Origin of the sequence: Pediococcus damnosus, assembly GCF_001437255.1 — a bacterium.
In the GTDB taxonomy this organism is placed as follows: Bacteria; Bacillota; Bacilli; order Lactobacillales; family Lactobacillaceae; genus Pediococcus; species Pediococcus damnosus.
The window spans coordinates 19,525-40,337 of record NZ_JQBD01000003.1; the positions used below are offsets into that span (position 1 = coordinate 19,525).

General features: G+C 40.1%; 21 protein-coding genes and 1 pseudogene. 5 read left to right on the plus strand and 17 right to left on the minus strand.

Annotation, left to right across the window (positions count from 1 at the left end):
* Nucleotides 1–67 precede the first annotated feature (67 nt).
* From IV84_RS00680 to IV84_RS00690, 3 genes are all read right to left on the minus strand, one after another.
* Nucleotides 68–1,219, minus strand: a complete 1,152-nt coding sequence (locus IV84_RS00680; RefSeq protein WP_056985975.1) for a sensor histidine kinase — start codon at nt 1,217–1,219, stop codon at nt 68–70.
* Between the two features lie 23 nt (nt 1,220–1,242).
* The gene (gene croR / locus IV84_RS00685; RefSeq protein ID WP_056985971.1) at nt 1,243–1,932 is read right to left on the minus strand and encodes a response regulator transcription factor CroR; all 690 of its coding nucleotides are present in this window, start codon (nt 1,930–1,932) and stop codon (nt 1,243–1,245) included.
* Between the two features lie 138 nt (nt 1,933–2,070).
* Entirely contained in the window at nt 2,071–2,262 is a 192-nt protein-coding gene (locus tag IV84_RS00690; protein WP_046870927.1) for a hypothetical protein, read from the minus strand.
* 149 nt (nt 2,263–2,411) lie between these two features.
* On the opposite strand from IV84_RS00690, the gene IV84_RS00695 reads away from it, so the two are divergent.
* Entirely contained in the window at nt 2,412–2,675 is a 264-nt protein-coding gene (locus IV84_RS00695) for a hypothetical protein (RefSeq protein ID WP_046870926.1), read from the plus strand.
* A gap of 433 nt (nt 2,676–3,108) precedes the next feature.
* Here the strand turns inward: IV84_RS00695 and guaB are convergent, their stop codons facing one another.
* The 13 genes and pseudogenes from guaB to IV84_RS00755 all read right to left on the minus strand — a co-directional run bounded on the left by guaB (nt 3,109) and on the right by IV84_RS00755 (nt 14,411).
* Nucleotides 3,109–4,254: an IMP dehydrogenase gene (gene guaB / locus IV84_RS00700; RefSeq protein WP_046870925.1), complete on the minus strand. Its 1,146-nt coding sequence runs from the start codon at nt 4,252–4,254 to the stop codon at nt 3,109–3,111.
* 53 nt (nt 4,255–4,307) lie between these two features.
* A complete protein-coding gene (locus IV84_RS00705; protein WP_046870924.1) occupies nt 4,308–5,021 on the minus strand; it encodes a DUF1129 domain-containing protein in 714 nt (237 codons plus the stop codon).
* 29 nt (nt 5,022–5,050) lie between these two features.
* Complete coding sequence (gene ychF / locus IV84_RS00710; protein ID WP_046870923.1) at nt 5,051–6,157, minus strand: redox-regulated ATPase YchF; 1,107 nt, start codon at nt 6,155–6,157, stop codon at nt 5,051–5,053.
* Nucleotides 6,158–6,378: 221 nt separating this feature from the next.
* Complete coding sequence (locus IV84_RS00715) at nt 6,379–6,564, minus strand: DUF951 domain-containing protein (RefSeq protein WP_046870922.1); 186 nt, start codon at nt 6,562–6,564, stop codon at nt 6,379–6,381.
* A 14-nt stretch (nt 6,565–6,578) separates the two neighbouring features.
* Nucleotides 6,579–7,418, minus strand: coding sequence for a ParB/RepB/Spo0J family partition protein (locus IV84_RS00720; protein ID WP_226997978.1), 840 nt, complete (start codon nt 7,416–7,418; stop codon nt 6,579–6,581).
* A gap of 13 nt (nt 7,419–7,431) precedes the next feature.
* A complete protein-coding gene (rsmG, locus tag IV84_RS00725) occupies nt 7,432–8,190 on the minus strand; it encodes a 16S rRNA (guanine(527)-N(7))-methyltransferase RsmG (RefSeq protein WP_046870921.1) in 759 nt (252 codons plus the stop codon).
* Nucleotides 8,191–8,432: 242 nt separating this feature from the next.
* The gene (locus tag IV84_RS00730; RefSeq protein WP_046870920.1) at nt 8,433–9,272 is read right to left on the minus strand and encodes a MurR/RpiR family transcriptional regulator; all 840 of its coding nucleotides are present in this window, start codon (nt 9,270–9,272) and stop codon (nt 8,433–8,435) included.
* A 17-nt stretch (nt 9,273–9,289) separates the two neighbouring features.
* Nucleotides 9,290–9,862, minus strand: a complete 573-nt coding sequence (locus IV84_RS11170; RefSeq protein WP_226996056.1) for a PTS sugar transporter subunit IIA — start codon at nt 9,860–9,862, stop codon at nt 9,290–9,292.
* Nucleotides 9,863–9,865: 3 nt separating this feature from the next.
* Nucleotides 9,866–11,295: pseudogene (locus IV84_RS00735) on the minus strand (PTS transporter subunit EIIC); the annotation flags it as partial.
* Nucleotides 11,295–12,212 carry an N-acetylmuramic acid 6-phosphate etherase gene (gene murQ, locus IV84_RS00740; protein ID WP_046870919.1) on the minus strand — a complete coding sequence of 306 codons (918 nt, stop codon included), beginning with the start codon at nt 12,210–12,212 and terminating at the stop codon, nt 11,295–11,297. The pseudogene IV84_RS00735 and the gene murQ, both read right to left, overlap by 1 nt.
* Complete coding sequence (locus IV84_RS00745; protein WP_046870918.1) at nt 12,209–13,279, minus strand: MupG family TIM beta-alpha barrel fold protein; 1,071 nt, start codon at nt 13,277–13,279, stop codon at nt 12,209–12,211. Before IV84_RS00745 ends, murQ begins: the two co-directional genes overlap by 4 nt.
* 171 nt (nt 13,280–13,450) lie before the next feature.
* Nucleotides 13,451–13,804, minus strand: coding sequence for an iron chaperone (locus IV84_RS00750; RefSeq protein WP_046870917.1), 354 nt, complete (start codon nt 13,802–13,804; stop codon nt 13,451–13,453).
* Between the two features lie 4 nt (nt 13,805–13,808).
* Nucleotides 13,809–14,411, minus strand: a complete 603-nt coding sequence (locus IV84_RS00755; protein ID WP_046870916.1) for a TetR/AcrR family transcriptional regulator — start codon at nt 14,409–14,411, stop codon at nt 13,809–13,811.
* A gap of 125 nt (nt 14,412–14,536) precedes the next feature.
* On the opposite strand from IV84_RS00755, the gene IV84_RS00760 reads away from it, so the two are divergent.
* Nucleotides 14,537–15,946 carry an MDR family MFS transporter gene (locus IV84_RS00760; RefSeq protein WP_081036056.1) on the plus strand — a complete coding sequence of 470 codons (1,410 nt, stop codon included), beginning with the start codon at nt 14,537–14,539 and terminating at the stop codon, nt 15,944–15,946.
* 52 nt (nt 15,947–15,998) lie between these two features.
* On the opposite strand, the gene IV84_RS00765 is transcribed toward IV84_RS00760, so the two are convergent.
* The gene (locus IV84_RS00765; protein ID WP_414477509.1) at nt 15,999–16,943 is read right to left on the minus strand and encodes a DNA/RNA non-specific endonuclease; all 945 of its coding nucleotides are present in this window, start codon (nt 16,941–16,943) and stop codon (nt 15,999–16,001) included.
* A gap of 251 nt (nt 16,944–17,194) precedes the next feature.
* Here IV84_RS00765 and IV84_RS00770 point away from each other — a divergent pair, with 251 nt between their 5' ends.
* From IV84_RS00770 to IV84_RS00780, 3 genes are read left to right on the plus strand one after another with little or no spacing between them, the layout of a single operon-like run.
* On the plus strand, nt 17,195–18,121 hold the full coding sequence (locus IV84_RS00770) for an ABC transporter ATP-binding protein (protein ID WP_046872176.1): 927 nt from the start codon (nt 17,195–17,197) through the stop codon (nt 18,119–18,121).
* Nucleotides 18,111–19,730 carry an ABC transporter permease gene (locus IV84_RS00775; protein WP_046872175.1) on the plus strand — a complete coding sequence of 540 codons (1,620 nt, stop codon included), beginning with the start codon at nt 18,111–18,113 and terminating at the stop codon, nt 19,728–19,730. Before IV84_RS00770 ends, IV84_RS00775 begins: the two co-directional genes overlap by 11 nt.
* Nucleotides 19,731–19,774: 44 nt before the next feature.
* Nucleotides 19,775–20,425, plus strand: coding sequence for a TetR/AcrR family transcriptional regulator (locus IV84_RS00780; RefSeq protein ID WP_046872174.1), 651 nt, complete (start codon nt 19,775–19,777; stop codon nt 20,423–20,425).
* Nucleotides 20,426–20,813: the final 388 nt, after the last annotated feature.

The window sequence follows — 20,813 nt, forward strand, 5'->3', positions numbered from 1 at the left end:
GTCGTTTCGGCCTGTTTAGGTCAACTTAAAACACTAGTTACGCCTACAACAGAAATCCAATCGCGAACTACTTTCCGTTTTGTTGTTTATTTGATTTAGTTTGTTTTAAAGGTAATTCAATAATAAAACTTGTTAACTTTTTGCTCGATTCCGCATGAATTTTTCCATGATGTAATTCCACAATACTTTGAGCAATTGCCAATCCCAATCCGGTTCCACCGGTTGCTTTGGACCTTGAAGATTCTACCCGATAAAAGCGCTCAAACAAATGACTGATTGATTTTTCTGGAATTTGTTCCCCGTCATTAGATACTTTGAAAATAACCTGGTCGCCTTTTTTTTCGGCTTCCAAATAAATGTGGCGGCCACCATTTGCGTACTTCAACGCATTGGTTATCAAATCATTGAATAATCGGCCCAGTTTTTCAGCATCCGCTTCAATTTTTAAGGATTTAGGTGTTGATTTAACTGAAATTTCAATTTGTTTTTTCTTGGCTTCCAACTCAAAACTAGCTGACAGCTGTTCCAACATTGATTCCACGGAAATCTCATTAAACGTCATTTTAGTTGTAGATTGACGGACCTTTGTATATTCAAACAAATCGTCTACCATAGATTTCATTTGTTCGGCTTTTAAAAATGCCGTATGTGTATATTTGAGCACATCATCTTTAGTTTTATACTGTTTGTTTTCAATCAATCCTAAATATCCAATAATCGAAGTCAGCGGCGTCCGCAAATCATGACTTACATTCGTGATCAATTCATCTTTCGACTGCTCAATTTTGCGTTCCTCATCCATCGATTCAATAACCGAATCTACCAACGCATTCACACTATCAACGACTCGCTGATGATCACCCTTCAAGGTAAACGGAATGCGATGATCAAAATGACCGTTCGCAATATAATGCAATTCACTAATGATATGCCGCAACTGCATTTGTTTAAACCGACGCATCAATCGCCAGTAGACCACCCAAATATCCACAAACATCATAAAGATGATGAAAAAATTTTGATAGCTCCACACCCGATAGTTATTAGGGCCAATCGTGATTGATTCTTTGATTTGAAAAATTCCCCGTTCCAATCCAGGATTTGAACGGATAAATTCATTTAGCAAAATTAAAAGCGACAAGTTCAAAAGGAGTAACAAAATAACTGTTACAAATCCTTCACCAAGTAATTCACTTTTTTCCCGTGCAGTTAATTTCAACATTTACTTTCTGTACCTCTCGTTTAGTGGGACTCAATCTTGTAACCCACGCCCCAAACGGTTTCGATTACCTTTTCACCGCCTGTAGCTTCTTCAATTTTATCACGTAAATGGCTCACATGGACCATCACGGTTTTGGCCGAAATAATACTTTCTTGTTGCCAAACCCGCTCAAAAATATCATCAGCTGAAAATACCCGATTAGGATGACTCGCCAATAAATATAAAATTCCAAATTCCAAAGCGGTTAGCTGAACAGACTTACCCGTTACAGTTTTTGCCTCATGGGAATCACTATTAATGGTTAAAGGGCCAATGTCTAAAACTTCAGGCTCGTCTTGCTTCATCTTATTTTGACTCCGACGAAGTAGTGACTTGACGCGGGCCATAACCTCCAACGGATTAAATGGTTTGGTTACATAATCATCTGCACCCGTTAGCAGGCCTTTGATTTTATCCATATCTTCTGTTTTAGCAGAAAGAATTAAAATTGGAATCTGGGAGTCACGTCGAACTTCACGCACAACCTCAATCCCACTCATTTCGGGCATCATCACATCCAGAATCATCAGCCCAATGTCTGAATCCGTATGTAACTTTGTGAGTGCCTCTTTTCCATTAAATGCAGAAACTGGTTCATAACCTTCATTTTTAATATAAATATCGAGGAGTTCAACGATTTCTTTATCATCATCAACGACTAAAATTTTCATTATTTGAAATCTCCTTATAAACTCAATTTTCTTTAGTGTAGCAAAAAAAACATCAACAAGGAATTATATCCGTCAATGTTTTAAGTAATGTTAAGAATACGCCTATAAGTTTTGTCTTTGTAATCCAAGATTTGAAAACTAAGTTGGCATCGTAACACCTTGAATAATGGTGTACACACCTATAACTGAAATTCCTAATGCCACCAAAACAAGAAACCAAATCAAGACCACTAGGCTAAAGAAACCTCTTCGCCTAATTGCTCGAATCAGGCTGATAAGGACATAAAGAGTAACCAAAGTCATGAAAACAATATAAAGGGTTATTTGCATGCTGGATTCTCCTTTTACTAAACAATTTAGTTCTGTTACTCAAAAATATTTTGCTGCACGCTATAAGGCTTCAAGAAAAAGTATATCATATTTGGCCAGCTCTAATGTCAAAGCACTTATGCTATAATAATCATTGGGAGGAGTTATTTATGGTAAAAAGATCTATGTTTGCGAGCATGTTGTTCATCGGAGCCATGCTTATCCTAAGTATATTAGGAATTCCAATCGATTTATTGACCCATCGGCCGATTCTAAACGGCTTAGTAACTAGTTTTTTCGAAGCTCCAAACCGATTTGCTTTCTTCGGTGTTGTTTTAATCACCATCGCTGGTTGCTGGCTTTTACTAACACTAGTCATTTGGTTTTCTCTGGCACTGAATAATCGGTTAACTAAATTTGATTACAGAAAATAATTTTGTCGAAGTCTCTGGTTAAGCTGATGGACTTCTTTTTTATTATATAAAAACCGCTATCGATTGGGATAACGGCCTTTTTGTTTTCTTAGGACGACTTCTTGAAGCAGCCTCAGGAATATAAAGATACCTAACCGTGAGATTACGATCCTACTAACAGCATTTTTATATTTCCGAGACTTAACGCTTCAATCCACTCACTACTTTAGGACAGCTCCTTGAAACAGACTTAGGGATATAAGCACGTCTAACCGCGGGATACAATCCCGCTACCGACGCCCTTATATCCCTAAGTCTAATCGTTTCAATCCACTCACTACTTTTTAGGACAGCTCGACAAGTCAAAAAGAGAATCGTAAGCATGACTCCCGCGGGATTGCGATCCCGCATCCGTCACGCTTACGATTCTCTTTTTTCCAACTTGTCTCACTCACTACTTTTTGTAATTCGGTGCCTCTTTTGTCGTTTGTACATCATGCGGATGGGACTCTATCAAGCCCGCATTCGTAATCTGGACAAATTGGGCATTTTCCGTCAAGGCCTCAATCGTTGGTGCACCCACATAGCCCATTCCAGAACGTAATCCACCAATCATCTGGAAAATAATGTCCTCAACCGAACCTTTATATTCCACACGGGCTTCAATCCCTTCAGGAACCAACTTGTTAGCTTCATTCACGCCACCTTGAAAATAGCGATCTGCAGAACCATTCGACATTGCACTCACACTGCCCATGCCGCGATAACTCTTATACTTTTTACCATTATCTTCAATAACTTTACCAGGTGTTTCATCTGTTCCTGATAACATACTTCCTAGCATTACGGCGTTTCCACCGGCAGCTAATGCCTTTACAATGTCACCGGAATACTTGATTCCACCATCTGCGATAATATGTTTACCGTACACACGGGCAACCGTAGCGGCATCATAAATCGCTGTAATTTGAGGAACGCCAACTCCGGCCACAACCCGCGTCGTACAAATTGATCCAGGACCAATGCCCACTTTAACGACATCAACTCCTGCATCAAACAACGCTTTCGTGCCTTCGCCAGTTGCAACATTTCCTGCAATCAGGGTTGCTTCTGGGAAATGAGTCCGAATCTCTGAAATCTTTCGCAAAACACCAGCTGAATGGCCATGAGCCGTATCAATCACAATCGCATCAGCGCCTGCATCCAATAAAGCTTTTGCCCGATCAAAAGTATCACTAGTAACACCAACTGCAGCAGCAACCAAAGGCCGGCCGTCTTCATCACTTGAAGCATGCGGATTCTTTTTAGGATCTGCTTTACCAGCTGCCTTAACTTCCAAGATCTGCGTTGCTTGATCTTCGATGGACATATTCTTATGAATAACACCCATGCCACCTTGTCGTGACATTGAAATGGCCATCGCTGATTCGGTCACTGTGTCCATCCCGGCACTAATAATCGGGATATTTAGCTTAATGTTATCTGCTAGTTGAACCGATAAATCAGTTTCATTTGGTAAAACATGACTTTCTGCCGGTATCAATAACACATCATCAAAAGTTAAACCTTTTTTCACAAACTTTGTATCCCAATTGGACATAATTAAATCCCTAACCTTTCTGACTGACTATTTTGCTTATATAAAATTTGTTTTTATCCTAAAAACCCACCGGTAAGATGGTAACGACGCTTGAACCACATGCGAACAAAGAAAAGGGCTACTGCCATTGCTAAGTAAACTTCATATGGTAACACAGGATTTACTGCTGCTGGTAATGATGAGAAGGCCATGTAGGCTACCATCCAAACCAAAATCATCCCTGTTGCCATTGCGATTGTTTTCCAAATCGAGCTGCGTTCTTTTGTCTTACTAGTTGGTTGCAATCGATCCGTTAAGAATGGTGCACATGCACCACCAATGAGTGAAATTGCCACCATAGCCGTAATTCCTGCTGGTCCAGGTTGCTCAGCAATCGATTTTGGCTGTGCAATCATCATAATTCCAAACATCAACGAGAAGATCATGAGAAAGACCATGCTGTTATCCAGAACTTTCATCCAATACTTTGTTTCTACTGGTGCCTTTTTTGGCCCCGCAATGATCCCTTTAACTCGGTCAGTGGGGGTACCATAAATTTGTTTAGCAGTTTCACCCTTCAGTTGACCCTCTAGTAAACGTGATTCGGTTTCTAAGAGAGCCTCATTTTTCTTTTCATCTGAAAGTTTACTTGTTTTAAGTTCCCTTTTAAGTCGGAACATAAAATCTTCGTTTCGTTTGGTGAATGTTTGTTTTGATTTGCCAGCAGGTTTCTTAGTAGGTTCTTGTTGCTTACCGGCATTGCGTTCCGTTGTCTTGTCTTCACTCATATGCGGTTTCTCTCCTCTGTCTACAATAGTTATACGTTGAACCGGAATTCGATAATATCTCCATCTTGAACAACGTATTCTTTACCTTCTGAACGTAGTTTGCCGGCCTCACGAACTGCCTGCATACTACCTTTTTCATCCAAATCAGCGAACGAAACTGTTTCTGCTCGGATAAATCCGCGCTCAAAGTCAGAATGAATAATTCCAGCACATTGAGGGGCCGTCATACCCTTTTTAAACGTCCATGCGCGGGTTTCAGGACCACCAGCTGTGAAGAATGTTTCCAAGCCTAACAATTTGTATGAAGAACGAATTAGACGGTTTAAACCAGGTTCTTCGATTCCTTCAGCCTCTAAGAAGTCTTTCTTATCAGCATCTTCAAGTTCGGCAATTTCTTCTTCAGTTTCAGCAGAAATTCCTAAAACCTCAGCGTTGGGATCGTCTTTAGCAATAAAGTCCTTAATTGTCTTGTAATACTTTGAATTTTCAGGATCGGCCATATCATCTTCAGCAATGTTTGCAACATATAAAACCGGCTTTGAAGTTAATAAGAATAAACTACGCACAATCTTTAATTCATCTTTATCGAAATCAATTGAACGAACCGCTTTACCGCTTTCCAAAACAGGTTGGATTTTTTCAAGAACAGCCAACTCAGCCAAGGCATCCTTATCGCGGCCCTTAGCAGCCCGTTGCACTTTTCCAAGTCGCTTGTTAACAGCATCCAAATCAGCAATACTTAACTCAAGGTTAATTGTTTGAATGTCTTCAATTGGATCCACTTTTCCAGAAACCGTTGTGATTTCGTCATCATCAAATGCCCGCACAACGTGCACAATCGCATCGACCTGACGAATATTTTCCAAAAATTTATTTCCTAAGCCCTCACCCTTGCTGGCACCTTTAACAATTCCGGCAATATCAGTAAATTCAAAGGTGGTTGGCACAATCTTTTTAGCTGGCACAACTTCTTGAATCCGATCCAAGCGGGCATCGGGAACTTCAACCATTCCGACGTTTGGATCAATGGTCGCAAATGGATAGTTGGCCATTTCGGCTCCTGCTTTGGTAATTGCATTAAACAAAGTTGACTTTCCAACGTTTGGTAAACCAACAATTCCTGCTGTTAATGACATTTTTCACACGCTTTCTTTTTAATAATTTTTATTTAAGTGTATATAGTAATATAGTAACAAAAAAGCGCGTTCAAGGACAGAGGCAACTCCTTTAGATTAGTAAAAATTGGGACCTATTTTCGGATTATTAAGCCTTTTTTCGTTAATTTGAAAAAAAGTAAATTAAAAAAGTTTCACATCACACACTTGCTGTGATTGCAAAACTTCTTTAGCTTAGAAACCTAATCTTCTGCTTTTTTCAAAACCTTTTTTAACTTTCGTTCAAAGTCCCGACGAGAAAGCATGACAATATGGCCACAATTCATGCACTTGATTTTAATATCCATTCCCATCCGGATAACTTTCCATTCATTAGCCTGACAAGCATGCGGTTTTTTCATTTCGACGATATCGTTTAGATCATACATTTTCTTAACTCCTCTTAATCCAATGAAATGTTCAACAGATTTAAAATTCGATTTAGGTCGTCATTCGAAACATAATTAATTTCGATCTTTCCACCTTTATTCTTTTGATCAATAACTGCCTTGGTTCCAAACTTTTCTTGTAGTTGTTCTTCGATCTCACGCACATACGGCGATTCCTTGTGCGTATTAGTCAACGCTTTTTTCTTTGATACTTGTTGTTCATTCAGTCGATTAACCAAGTTTTCCAATTGGCGAACGGTCAAATGTTCAGAAACAACCCGTTTGGCCAGTGGGATTAGTTTATGCCGATCCTTCAAAGCAAGCAAGGTTCGTGCCTGACCCATTGACAAATCACCGGCCTGCAACATATCCTTGATAGTTTTCGGTAATCGTAACAAGCGTAAATAGTTTGCAATGTACGGACGACTTTTACCCAATTTTTCTGAAACCTGAGCCTGCGTAAAATTCAACTTGGCCATCAAAGAATCATAAGCTTGGGCCTCTTCTAATGGTGTAAGATCCTCACGCTGTAAATTTTCAATCACAGCTGCTTCCATCGTTTCGGCATCATTCAACTGACTAATTAAGGCTGGAATTGTATGTAAACCGGCCATTTTAGCCGCGCGATAACGGCGTTCTCCAGCGATCAGTTCATACTGATTAGCTTTTGAAACTGGTTGCCGCACAATGATTGGTTGAAAAACTCCGGACGCTTGAATAGAATTTGCGAGCTCCCGCAATGCTTTAGAATCAAAGCTATGGCGCGGTTGATAAGGATTGGGACGAATATCGTCGAGGTTGATTTCCACAACCTGTTTACTATCCTCATCTCGCAAAAGTTTTTCAGCGCCCATTGTGGACTTAGCTTTACTTGTCATGCTTGGTAACTTCTTTCTTCTGGCTGGCAATGGGTTCGCGATTTGGTGTCCCAGGCTTACGTGGATACTTGTTTGGGGTTTTTCGAATCTTTTCAATCCAAACCAAATGTCGCTCATCACCTGAAACGGGTAATTCTAAGTGCTCATCTTTAGTTAGTTTTCCACCCAAAATTTGGATAGCTTTCCCGGCATCTGCAAGCTCGTCTTCCGTATGACTCGCCTTCAAGGCCAACATCTGGCCACCAATTTTGACCACTGGTAAACAAAGCTCGGATAAAACGGACAAACGGGCAACTGCGCGGGCCGTCACAAGATCAAAGGACTCCCGGTGTCCTAGTTTAGGAGCGGCAAAAGTTTCTGCCCGATCGTGACAGAGCGTGACATTTGTTAAGTGTAACTTTTCCACTAACTCCTTTAGAAAAGTAATTCGCTTGTTCAAAGAATCCACGATGGTCACATGTAATTCTGGAAAAACAATTTTTAATGGAATTGAGGGAAATCCCGCTCCCGCACCAATATCACAAATCGTGATTGGTTGCTTAAATAATTCAGAATTTTGAACTCCTGGTAGTAGCGAATCATAAAAATGCTTCAAATAAACGTCCTCAAGACTCGTAATTGCCGTCAAATTCACATGTTCATTAACTTCTACCAAATATTTATAATATGTATGAAATTGCTGCATTTGCGTCTCAGATAAATTAATACCCTTCGTCGCAAGTGTCTGTTGAAACTCTTCTGGGTTCATCTTGCTCCTCCATTGTGAAACATTAAGTGTTCCACACCATTATAAACAAAAAAAGGAGATGGAACAAGGCGAGAATTCACTATTTAAATCAGGTTAAGACAATTTTTTGACACACAAAAATTATATCGACTACTTTTGGTTTGTTCAATCATTTATTAACTTAATTTTATCCATTCTATTAATTAAAAGCAGGCGTTATCGACTACACTACTAGCCGGTAACGCCTGTTTCTTAAATTTCGCTTATTTAAAATATTTACGAATCACATGGCTTGATTCCTTAATCTTTGCCGCGTTTTCATTAAAATTCATTGTAAGATATGAATAATAGAGCAGATCAACTACATACAGTTGCGCCATCAGGGAGGTAGTGGCAGCCGTTCTGAGTTTCTCATTTTCTTCACTATCATCATGAACCAAAACAATGTCACTTTTTTTTGCCAATGAGCTCTTTCGGCTATGCGTAATGGTAATAACTGGTATTCCATGCTCATGAGCAATATCTGCTAACTTCTGGCTTTCAACAGTCTCTCCAGTATTTGAAATAAGAATCAACACCGTTTCAGGTTTTGCAATCCCTGTCGCAATCAAATGCGTGTCCATTGTTTGCACAACCGGTTTGCCAACCCGGATAAACTTTTGCTGAAGATCTGCAGCTACAATACTAGAGGCACCCAGCCCATACGTATACACATCATCGGCCTGATCAATTAGTTTTGCCGCCCTATGAACAGCATCATCATCTAAAGTAATATTGGTTTGTTCAATCGTATGTCCAATTCTAAATTCCATTTTTTGTTTAACAACATCCAAAGGGTCCTTGGGATCTACTTCCATATATAAGCTGTCATCAACTTTAGTTTCAGCTGAAAGTTGAATCTTTACCCCAGGAAACCCATCAGCACTCAATAGCTTTGCTAATCTAACAACGGTCGCTGCACTAACACCCACCTTGTCGGCTAAAGTATCTGCATTCATACTAATCACTTGTTGAGGATTGTCCAGAATAAACTGAGCCACTTTGCGCTCTGACTTAGAAAATGATGCAATTTGTTTGTGAATAGAGAATAGGATACTTTTCATACGATTTGCCTACCTTACTAGCTGACTGGATTGGTATTCATAACAACTGTTGCTTTTTCAACACTTGTTTCATCAGAATGTTTATCAATTGTAAACTCCTGACTATTTGTAATAATTGCTAAAGTAACTGTATCATACCCAGCTTTTGCAACTGCTGTCCAGTCTACTTTTCCAACAATTTGTCCACGCGTAACCACATCTCCCGGTTTAACAGTCAAATCAAAGTATTTTCCCTTCAAATTGACTGTATCAATTCCAATATGAACTAAGACTTCTTCACCAGCGTCACTTGTGTATCCAATGGCATGACTAGTATCTGCAACAAACATTACCTTACCGTTTACTGGTGAAAAAACAGGTGAATCATTATTTGGTTTAATAGCAATACTTTTTCCCATTGTTTCTTGAGCCATAATTGGATCACTCACTTCATTTACGGGGATCTGTTGTCCATCAACTGGTGCTGTTACTGTATCTGCTGCTTTTGTTACAACTTGTTTTTCAACTGCTTCTGTTGTTTCTGTTTCATTTGTGTCAGAACTAGTTTCTGGTACAGTTGCACCGTCATCAGTGGCTGCATCTGGATTCATTGCTTCTTTTGGAACTCCAAAGAAGAATGTAGCAACGAAACCACCAACATACGCCGACAATAAACCAGCAACATACCCTAACCAATGACCATTATTAATTAATGGAATTAGCGCAACTCCTGAAGGTCCAATTGCAATTGCACCAATATTTCCTAATCCACCAATCACAGCACCGCCAATTCCGCCACCAATACAAGCGGTAATAAAAGGCTTCCCAAGTGGCAAAGTTACACCATAAATTAAGGGCTCACCAATTCCAAGGATTCCAACTGGTAAAGCACCTTGATCATATTGGTTAGTTTATGATTACGACGACAACGAACCCAAAGTGCAATTGCTGCACCAACCTGACCGCCACCGGCCATTGCTAAAATTGGTAGCAGTGGTGTCATTCCAGTTTTGTCAATCATTTCAATATGAATCGGTGTCAAAATCTGATGCAATCCAAACATAACCATTGGTAAAAACATTGCACCCAATACAAACCCTGAGAACGCACCACCAACATGCAATATCCATTCGATCGCACCAACCAAGCCAGATGAAACTACACCAGCTACTGGCATAACAAGGAAGATCGTGAATATTCCGACTATAAATAGTGAAACTGTTGGAGTCACAATAATATCAATTGAATCCGGAACCCACTGATGCAATTTCTTTTCAACAATTGATAATACCCAAACTGCAAAGATAACACCAATAATACCACCTTGACCAGCTGTTAAAGGTTGTCCATTAAAAATATTGTGCAAAGGAGCAGTCGGTAGTACACCTGGTAGTAATGTTGCAGCTCCAATAATTCCACCTAGACCGGGTGTTGCACCAAACTCCGTGGCACTATTAATACCTACATAAATGGCCAAATAGCTGAACATCCCATTTTGAATGACCTTCATAATCATGATAAAGTCATTCCAGTTCTTGCCAATATCACCAGCAACCATCATATTAGAAAGAACAGCGGCCACACCACCGATTAATCCTGCACCAACGAATGCTGGAATTAATGGAATAAAAATATTTGAAATTGACTTCAAGATTTTTTTAATCGGTGTCTGCTTTTGTTTAGATTTTTGTTCTGCTTTAACTTTAGCAGCTTTGGCTTCAACCATTTCTTTATCCGTTAAATGACCGTTTTCACCAGCAGCATCATTAGGAAATGGATCACCCAATTTAACGCCAACTTGATCAACCATAACTTGAGCCACTTTGTTCACTGTCCCAGGTCCTACAACGACTTGCAGTGTATCATCATCTACCACACCAAGCACACCATCAATATTCTTCAAGCCTTCCATATCGACCTTATCCATATCAATAATGGTCATTCTGACCCGTGTCATACAATGAATTAGTTTTGCAACATTACTTGGTCCGCCAACATTTTTGTATATTTCATTTGCAATCCGTGTAACTTTTTCGTCTGCCATTAGTCTTTACCTCCTTTAATTGTGCCTCGTATTGTGCCTCGTACAAATCCGTTTGCATTTTTCAAACGAATTTCAGCTTCATTTTTATCTAGATTTGTTAAAATCATGACGATTGCTAATTTTACATTCTTATCAGCAGCTACAAAGGCATCACCAGCGGCTTCATAATCACACTCCGTTGCTTGCATAATAATCCGTTTAGAACGTTCAACTAGCTTTGCATTTGTCGGTTTCACATCAACCATCAAATTTTTATAAACTTTACCAATTCCCACCATTGAAACTGTGGAAAGCATGTTTAAAACCATTTTTTGAGCCGTTCCAGACTTTAAACGTGTTGAACCTGTTAAAACTTCTGGACCAACTGGAACTTCGATGGCAATTTCGGCATGATTACTAATTTCAGCATGATTATTACAAGCCAAGCTAATCCGAGATGCACCAATTTTTTTTGCATAATCCAATCCACCAATAACATAAGGCGTTCTGCCACTAGCAGCAATTCCAACTACTGTGTCCTTATCGGATAAATGATGGGCTTTTAAATCATTTTCCCCTAATTCCACAGAATCTTCAGCACCTTCTACAGCTACTGTCATTGCTTGTTCACCACCAGCAATCAAGCCCTGAACCATTTCAGGATCTGTTCCAAATGTTGGTACACATTCCGCAGCATCTAAGACACCCAAACGGCCACTGGTCCCTGCACCAATATAAAATAATCTCCCACCAGCTTGAAAACTGTCCACGATTTTTTTTACGGCTAATGCAACTTCTGGCAAGGCCTTTTTTATACTGACTGGTACTGTTTGATCCTCGGCGTTCATTAATTCTAAAACTTTACTAGTTGATAGTTCATCCAGATTCATTGTCTTTTCATTTCGCGTTTCTGTAGTTAACTTACTTAAGTCCATCATTGTGAATCCTCCTCATATGGTATGAATTTAATTGCGGTATTTTCTCCTATTAAGGGTAACAAGACAATGTCAGTTTGATTAACTTGTCCAATCACATTTACCTTTTTGCTAGCTTCAAGTGCCCTTTTACAAATTTGAATCTCGCCTTCATACCTACCATAATTTAAATTATCAATTGTAATTGTCCCAATTTTCCTTACATTCATTTGTTCTGGTCGTATATTTACGCTGGTTTTTTGATTTTGTTGCCGCGACTCAACTAAACGCACAACATCTCGTGCCACTTCTGGACGATTATGCCAAACTTGATCAAAAATTTGGGGATAAGTTGTTTTAATTCGAAGTCGAATTTCGTTATGTTGGTAAAAAGACTCAAATTGTTTCATAAGTTGATTAGATATCTGTGGATCACCTACAAAAACCTTGTCAACCTCAAAATTTTTATCCAATTCATTAGTTGCTACTAACGGGTTCATATTTCGTTGTACTTCTAAAGTTGGCAAGCCTCTATAAACTGGTCCTCGAAAATTAGTATCTCCAGAAACAAACGCCATAACAGAAAAATGTTGTTCTTTTAACCAAGCATTCTTTTTAGCAAACCAAGCAGCATCCAATCCTGTTTCCGGACGGGGATAATAGTTATGCCATGCCTCCATGTGATCAAAATTAGCATTTTGAACAGTTAACTCATGCACATCAGATTCACTTATGGTGCTTGCATTTAAGGCTATGGCTAATTGATGACTTAAAATAGCAATTTCTGAATTTGTAAATCCATCATCTAATCGCAGAGCCGAAATTCCAAATTGAGTTAACTTCCCCGCATCATTCACTGAGCATCCTAAATTTTTTAATCCTTGATAATCAATATCAACGGTCAGCTCTAAGTTTTGATTTGCACAGATTTCTCCAAGTGATTTCAGCCGTTCAACGTATTTAGAATCATCATCCTCAGGAATGTGCACCGAAGTAAAAACTCCAGTAAAACCGTTTTGACTCATATTCTTGATATAATTCTCAGTTCGGCCATCAATTTCAGTGTCTAGATAAATTGAGAAACCTAACATAATATTCCTCCCATCTTTTGTTACCGTTTTCATTTACAAATACAGTATACATTTTATGAATATAAATTTCAATGTTTAATTATATTTCGCTTGTATTTATGAAATATTATTTCTTTTACGACAATAAAAAAGACTAAATTATATGGTTAGCTATAATCTAGTCTCATGAATTTATTTTCCAGTCACTTGCTCCACTCGAAACGCCACAATCTCGCGAATAAGCTTAACTGGTAACGGTCGGTCGTAAGGGATTTGAATCGCACCCTTAGAGGTGTGAAACTCTTTTAATTGGTCCGCAAATGCTACAATTGGATCCGCCGTAGGATAAAAACCCAACTGATTTTTTCCAGCATCAAAGTAGACCAACACTTTACCATTCTGTTTAATGGCCGGCATATTATAAGATATTGTTTCTTCGGCTTCTGGAGCTGCATCTGCCAACAATTCCTGCATGATTTTGACGACGTTTTTTTGCATTTGGGGTAAATCTGCCATGTACTCACTTACAGTTGCATATTTTTTCATTCCACTATTCCTTTCGCTGACTAGCTGTGAAGGTCGGCATCAAAATCTCATCAATAATTTCTCTTACGCCTGCTTCTGTTAAAAAACCGGTTGACAAAATCTCATCCAGATACATCAGAATAGGGAGGTTAATAACTCGGTCACTTAACTTCGATAGATCAACTTCACCACGCTGTTCGGCATGCTTTAAAATGGTTAAGATTCGTTTTCTAAAACCACCATCAGAAGTAAGTAACGTATCAAATAAGTTTCCAATATTACCGCCAACCTGATCAGCGACTATTCCGCGGATCGCCTCTTCTCCCAAAACTTTAAAGCCAGCGATTGGAGCACTTAATAAATTAAAAAGATCATCCCGCAATGATCCCGTATCCGTAACCTCAAAATGGATGTCCGGACCAAACTTTCTAAACGCCATGAGAAGGATAATTGCTTTTTTAGGCCAGCGCCGGTACAACACCGTTTTCGTTGTTTGCGCCCGTGCCGCGATGCCTTCCATCGTTAATTTGTCGTACCCTTTTTCTTGAAACTCTTCCCAAGCCGCGGTTAATAAAGCATCTTCCAGTTCTTTTCCACGGCGACGGGCAGATTTTTTTGCTTCTGTCAATTTTTTCACCTGATTTGCTTGCTTTTATTTTAGTTCTATTATATCATTCTTAATTGTAGATACGCGCGTATCTTATTATAAAATTTTCGCTATTACTAAACTTGAAAAATAAAGAAGGAATCATTATGCAGTCTCAAATCACAACTTCCAAAAAGAGTTCCATTATCGTCACTTGTGCGCTACTAGTTATCGGTGCACTTGCCCCCATGTTAGATTCAACAATGGCCAATATCGCCGTTAATTCGATCACGCAAAGTTTGAACACCAACGTAGATAACGTTCAGTGGGTTGTGACGATTTACGTTCTGGCCATAGGCATTGTTGTGCCAATTGCAGGCTGGGCCATCGATTGGATCACAGGTAAGCAACTTTATATATGGGCACTAGTTGGTTTTCTTGCTGGTTCCATCTTTTCCGGAATGGCAACCAACATTACGATGTTAATCATTGGTAGAATTATTCAAGGTGCGGCAGCGGGCATTATCATCCCTACCATTTCCACCTTAGTTGTCCGTGCCGCCAATGGTAAAAATTTAGGCTATCTCATGTCAGTCGTCGGGCTACCCATGGTTTTGATGCCCATTCTTGGCCCCACAATTGGTGGCTTCATTATTGATAAACTAAGTTGGCACTGGATTTTTTACATTAACATCCCCATCGTGCTTATCTCACTGGTTGTCCTAGCACTTTGGCTACCCAAATTCACCCCTAATCGGCAAGGCAAACGTTTAGACATCCCGAGCATCTTTTTGTTTACTGGTCTCTTCACTGGTTTCATTCTGCGCATCACAAAATTTAGTCATACTACTAATCTGTGGCAAAATGCCGTTCTTTGGCCGCTAGGGATTGGTCTCGCCTGCTTAATCAGTTACGTCATTTATGCGCTGATTTTTCCAAAACGGGCGCTCGTGAGTTTAACCTTATTTAAATCACAGAGCTTTTCGGCTGCCTCAATTCTTCTTTTGATGTCTGGGATCACGCTAAACGGCGCCATGTTCTTATTACCACTCTATTTTCAGAACATCAGAGGATTAAGTGTTATCTGGGCCGGTATTTACTTGATTCCCCAAGGGATTGGCATGTTGCTGACCCGAACTCAAGTGGGCAAAATTACGGATCAAATTGGCGCTCGTTGGGTAGTGATTGTTGGCATTTTAATCGCCACTTTGAGCACCTTACCGTTTGTATTTGCGGATGCCAACACCAACAAATGGTTACTTTTGGGTTGTTTGCTGATTCGCGGTACCGGCGTTGGTGCCTTTACAATCCCCATCATGTCGGACTCATACACTGGCTTGAAACCCAACCAGATTCCCGAAGCTACCAGCGCCACCCGCATGTTTCAAAATATCGGTAGTGCGTTTGGAACGGCCATTCTAGCAACTGTGATGACCCACGCCATGACTGGTAACACGCCAACCATTAGTAATATATCAGCCAGTTACAACGTCGCGTTTCTGTGGTCCATTATCATTACTTTAGTGGCCTTGATTCCAGCTTGGTTCTTGAGTGTCAAACATCCACAAAAATCATAAAAATAGTCGCTTAAACCATCGAATTTCTTCGAAAGGTTTAAGCGACTATTTTTTAAGCAGCCTTACTAGTCCCATTCACATAATTCAATTTAACACCTTTTTGAACATTAAAAATATAAACATTGTAATGAATTCTGTTGGAACCAATGGACTGTGCCCGCATTTCTACACCGTTTGCCAACAAATCCGAGCTCTTATAAATCGGTTTGACTTCATAACGCACGTAGCGGTGTGAACTACCACGTAGATACTTGGCCGTCTCATTTTCATACTTTGTCATTTGTGGATCATTTAAGGATCGTGTTCCAGTAATCAAATTCTGCCAATTATTATTTTGGCCTGTCAATTGATAACCAATTAAGTGGCACCGATTATATAACCATCCCGACCTGATTTTTTTATTATGCCAACCAGTTGGATCCACGTACAGCGCTTGGCGTTTACCTTTAGGCATTAATCGTTTATTCAACATGGCATTAGCATCGGTTGCGCGATTCTCACCATCCAGATTACTGTATTTTTGCCAAGCACCCTTTCTGGTGGACAAAGTTGCCTTTGAAAAACTAGGCCGATCTTTATTTACAATAACCGTTTGTGTCCCATGATACTTGAGGGTACTCAATTTAGAAGTGCTAGCCGCTTTTGCTTTTTTCGCCGGCACTTTTTTAATGACTTTGTGAACAGCTTTTTTCTTAGTTACCTTTTTCTTTTTCGCAACGCCTTTCCTCTTATGGACAACCCGTTTCTTAACAACGCGCTTCTTAGCTTTTTTCTTTGGCGCCTTTTCCGTTGCCGACAACGTTAAGCCCCGTCTTTTAGCGGTTGTTAAACTAACTCGATAAACTTTTTTGGCTCGGTTTAAGCCTCGGTCATGCCGTTTGTAAAAATAATGCTTACCCGTTTTCGTCACATAAACGTAACTTGCTGCCTGGGCCGTTTGGCTCCTGCTAGGTAATTGCTGAACGTTAAACGCTAACGTAAACGTCGCAATCACCAAAATAACTAATCTTGAAACTTTTTTCACGCTACTCCCCTACTTTCTACCACCGTGAATGGTAAATAAAAAAATATTTGGCTACTTTTTGCGTAGTAATAACCCTTTTCATGGTACCGCTATTTTGCAAAAAACAAAACATTGTTATATTGACTACCTAGTCATTAGAGGATATACTCTGTTTATCAATTAACCAAAGCTGTTTGTTCAAGTCGATAACAGCAACTAATTGCTTAAAAATAAGGGAGGTCAGCATGATGGCTGATACAATTCTTTCAGTTAAACACTTACAAAAAAAATTCGGTAAATTTGCCGCACTTAAAGATGTGACGTTTGATGTGCATTCCGGTGAAGTTTTTGGATTTATTGGACCAAACGGGGCGGGTAAATCCACGACCATTCGCACTCTTCTGGGCATTTTGCGAGCATCAGGAGGTTCCGCAACCATCTTTGGCAAAGACGTTTGGAAAGACTCTGTCCGCATTCACGAACATTTAGCCTACGTTCCCGGCGATGTTTATTTATGGCCCAATTTAACTGGTGGTGAAATCATTGATCTTTTCCTTAAATTAAATCATCAAAGGCACACCAGTCGTACGAATGACTTGATCAAACAGTTTGAATTAGATCCTGGCAAAAAAGCGCGCACCTATTCAAAAGGGAATCGGCAAAAAGTCGCCTTAATTGCGGCCTTTTCAACCGATGCTGATCTGTATATTTTTGATGAACCCACTTCTGGGTTAGATCCTTTAAATGAAGAAATCTTTCAAAAAAATGTCCTGGCACTTAAATTGCAAGGAAAGAGTATTCTTTTGTCCAGCCACATTTTATCGGAAGTAGAACGCATGTGTGATCGCATTGGCATCATTCGCGAGGGCCAGATCATTGAAACTGGAACGCTCACTGAGATGCGGCATTTAACTCGCACACTCATCACCGTTCAAACTCGGCAAGCTTTGCCTGATCTCTCGGCAACCCAAGATGTGCACAACTTCAAGCGCTCCGACAATACACCAAATAAGGCTAGTTTCAGCGTTGACTCCGATAAAATGGACAAGGTCATGCAAACTCTTGCATCCCTAGAAATCATCGGTTTACAAAGTACCCCACCAACCTTGGAAGATCTCTTCTTGCGCTACTATCAAAAAGGTAAACAAGGAGATGGCGAAAATGAAGCATGACGCGTATCAACAAAGTGGGTTTTTGACCCGTTTCAACTTGCGCCGAGATTGGTTGGTCATTTTAATCTGGGCCCTCATCCTGGGTGGGCTAATGGCAGCCGTGGCGTTTAAATTTAATGATCTTTATGGTTCCAGAAGCTCAATTGCCGCCATCGTCACCACTCTCAAAATGCCAGCGATGGTCTCAATGTTCGGGACGTTTGTGGCCCGAGCTCCTTACACAACCGCAGACATTTTTGCGAGTGAAATGATGGTCTTCATGGCCCTCTTTATGGCCGTTATGAACATCTACTTCGCCGTCCGCAATACTCGCGGTGAAGAAAGCAACGGGATGTTAGAATTAATTCGTTCGCATGCGGTTGGTAAACAAAGTCCCCTGTTGGCCGCGACCTTGGAACTCTTTTTAATTAACGTTTTAATGGGACTGTGCTATTTCGGCGGTCTACAAGTTTCTGGCATGCACGGAATGTCGACCATGGGAAACCTTCTGATTGGCATCGGGCTGGCCGCAATTGGGTTCATGTTTGGAAGTGCTGCCCTCTTGATGGCCCAGGTTAGCGATAACCCGCGGGGCGCCACCATGTTAAGTTATTTATTTTTAGGCGTTACCTACCTTGTGCGAATGCTGACCGATGTCCAAAATCCTGATTTCACTTGGTGGTCACCATTTGGTTGGATAGAAAAATTATCGATTTACCATAAAAATAATTGGTTACCAGTTTTTCTCATGCTGGGGCTAACTATTGTTTTACTTCTCTTAACCTTTTATGCCAGCCGTCATCGTGATGTGGGAGCTGGGTTACTTGCGACCCGTGGTGGCCGAAAACGTGCCTCCGTCTTTCTAACTGGACCTTTCAGCTTGGTTATGCGGCTCGATCGCTTAAGCTTAATTGTTTGGGTCATTGGCTTAGTGGTTCTCGGAATTTCTTATGGCTCAATTTTTGGCACGGTTGGTGATATTATGAAAACTAATCCGCTAATGGGCAAACTAATGGGCGCCACCGCCGTTGATGCAGCCAATCGGCTTGTTGTTTTGAAGTTTGCAGCGTTACTAATGGTCGTCTTTGCTGTGTTGGTCACCGTGCCCAGTGTGCAAACCCTCCTTCGAATTAACGGGGATGAACGTAAAGGCTGGCTGGAACAAATTCACGCCAAAGCCATTTCTCGCGGTCATATTTTTGGCAGTTATGTCGCGGTTTCGTTACTTATCGGCACCCTTTCCATGTTTGCGGCGGTCTTCGGACTTTGGCTTGCCAATAATTCCGTGATGACCAATCCGCTTTCGTTTGAGCGCCTGTTTCGCGGATTTATTGGCTACCTTCCCGCTATTTATGTGACTCTCGGCATTAGTGCTTTGATCATTGGATGGCTACCACGCCTGCAAACCATCATTTGGGCAATTCCCGTTTATGGCTTAATCAGTCTTTATTTTGGTAACTTACTCAATCTCCCAAACTGGGCCGAAAAATTAACGCCTTACGGATGGATCAACCAAGTCCCCGTTAGCAACGTCAATTGGACGCAATTTGGACTCTTGATGGCCTTGAGTATTATACTTATTGTCATTGGGTTTCTCGGTTATCAGCGGCGCGACTTGATTGAAAACTAATCAACAGATTTATAATTGACTAAAATAGAGGAGGTCTAGCCAACGTGACCGAAAAAAAGAATCGAATTCCGATGGATCCTGCTAAAGTGAAACGAATTTTACATGCTTCCCTAGCCGTTTTTAGTGCTCACAGTTACCGAGGTGCCAAAACGGACGAAATCGCCGAACAGGCAGAAGTTTCAAAGGGGATCATTTTCCGTTACTACGGTGATAAAGCTCATTTATACATTGCAACCTTAAAATTTGCGACCGATAATCTGACCCAGGTCGTGGATTACAGTGTTTGGCAAGATGCCCGCAGTTTGGATGAAATGATTGTGAATGCCACCAAGTATAAAATCCAATTACAGTTACAATTTCCGAATGAGTTTAAACTTCTTTTGGATGCCTATGCTGGGTTGGGTGATGCACCAGCCAAACTAAAACACAAAGTGACCGAGTTTTACGCAAATCAAACGAATGACAACATTGGCAATCTGATTGATCCAATTTTAGATCGGTTAGCGATTCGTGATGATGTTGATAAAGCCACGATTCAACGGCTCATGGTCGGCATGATGGATCAGGTTGCTGCTGAGACGAAAACATTTATGCAGGACAATCCAGAAGCCGATCTCACAGATTTTGATAAAATCATCACTCACGTGCGTCAATATATCGATATCTTGGAACACGGCTTTTTAAAAAAATCATAAGCCAATATGAAAGAACAGATCCTATTTTATTGGAATAAGGATCTGCTCTTTTTGTATACTTATATTTTCAAATTATATTAGAATCTGCCGTTTCGAAACTTCAAAATTTTAAGCAAAACCCTTTATTTATACTAAAAAAATAGTATAATTTATGTAGTGAAAATAAAAGCTTGCTTACTTTACAGTAGTTTGTTTGAAGCTTAAATTATCGATATTGAACTTTTTTAATAATAGTTGTTATCTGGTGATATCATTATGCCCAGGATTGTAACTAAAAGCGTTACAAAAATACTAATAGGCGTCAAAAATTGCGTTTTTTATCTTTTTTTGTGGTATTATTTTAGGTGCGTCCTTACGAATATTAATAGTACATATTTAAAAAGAATTA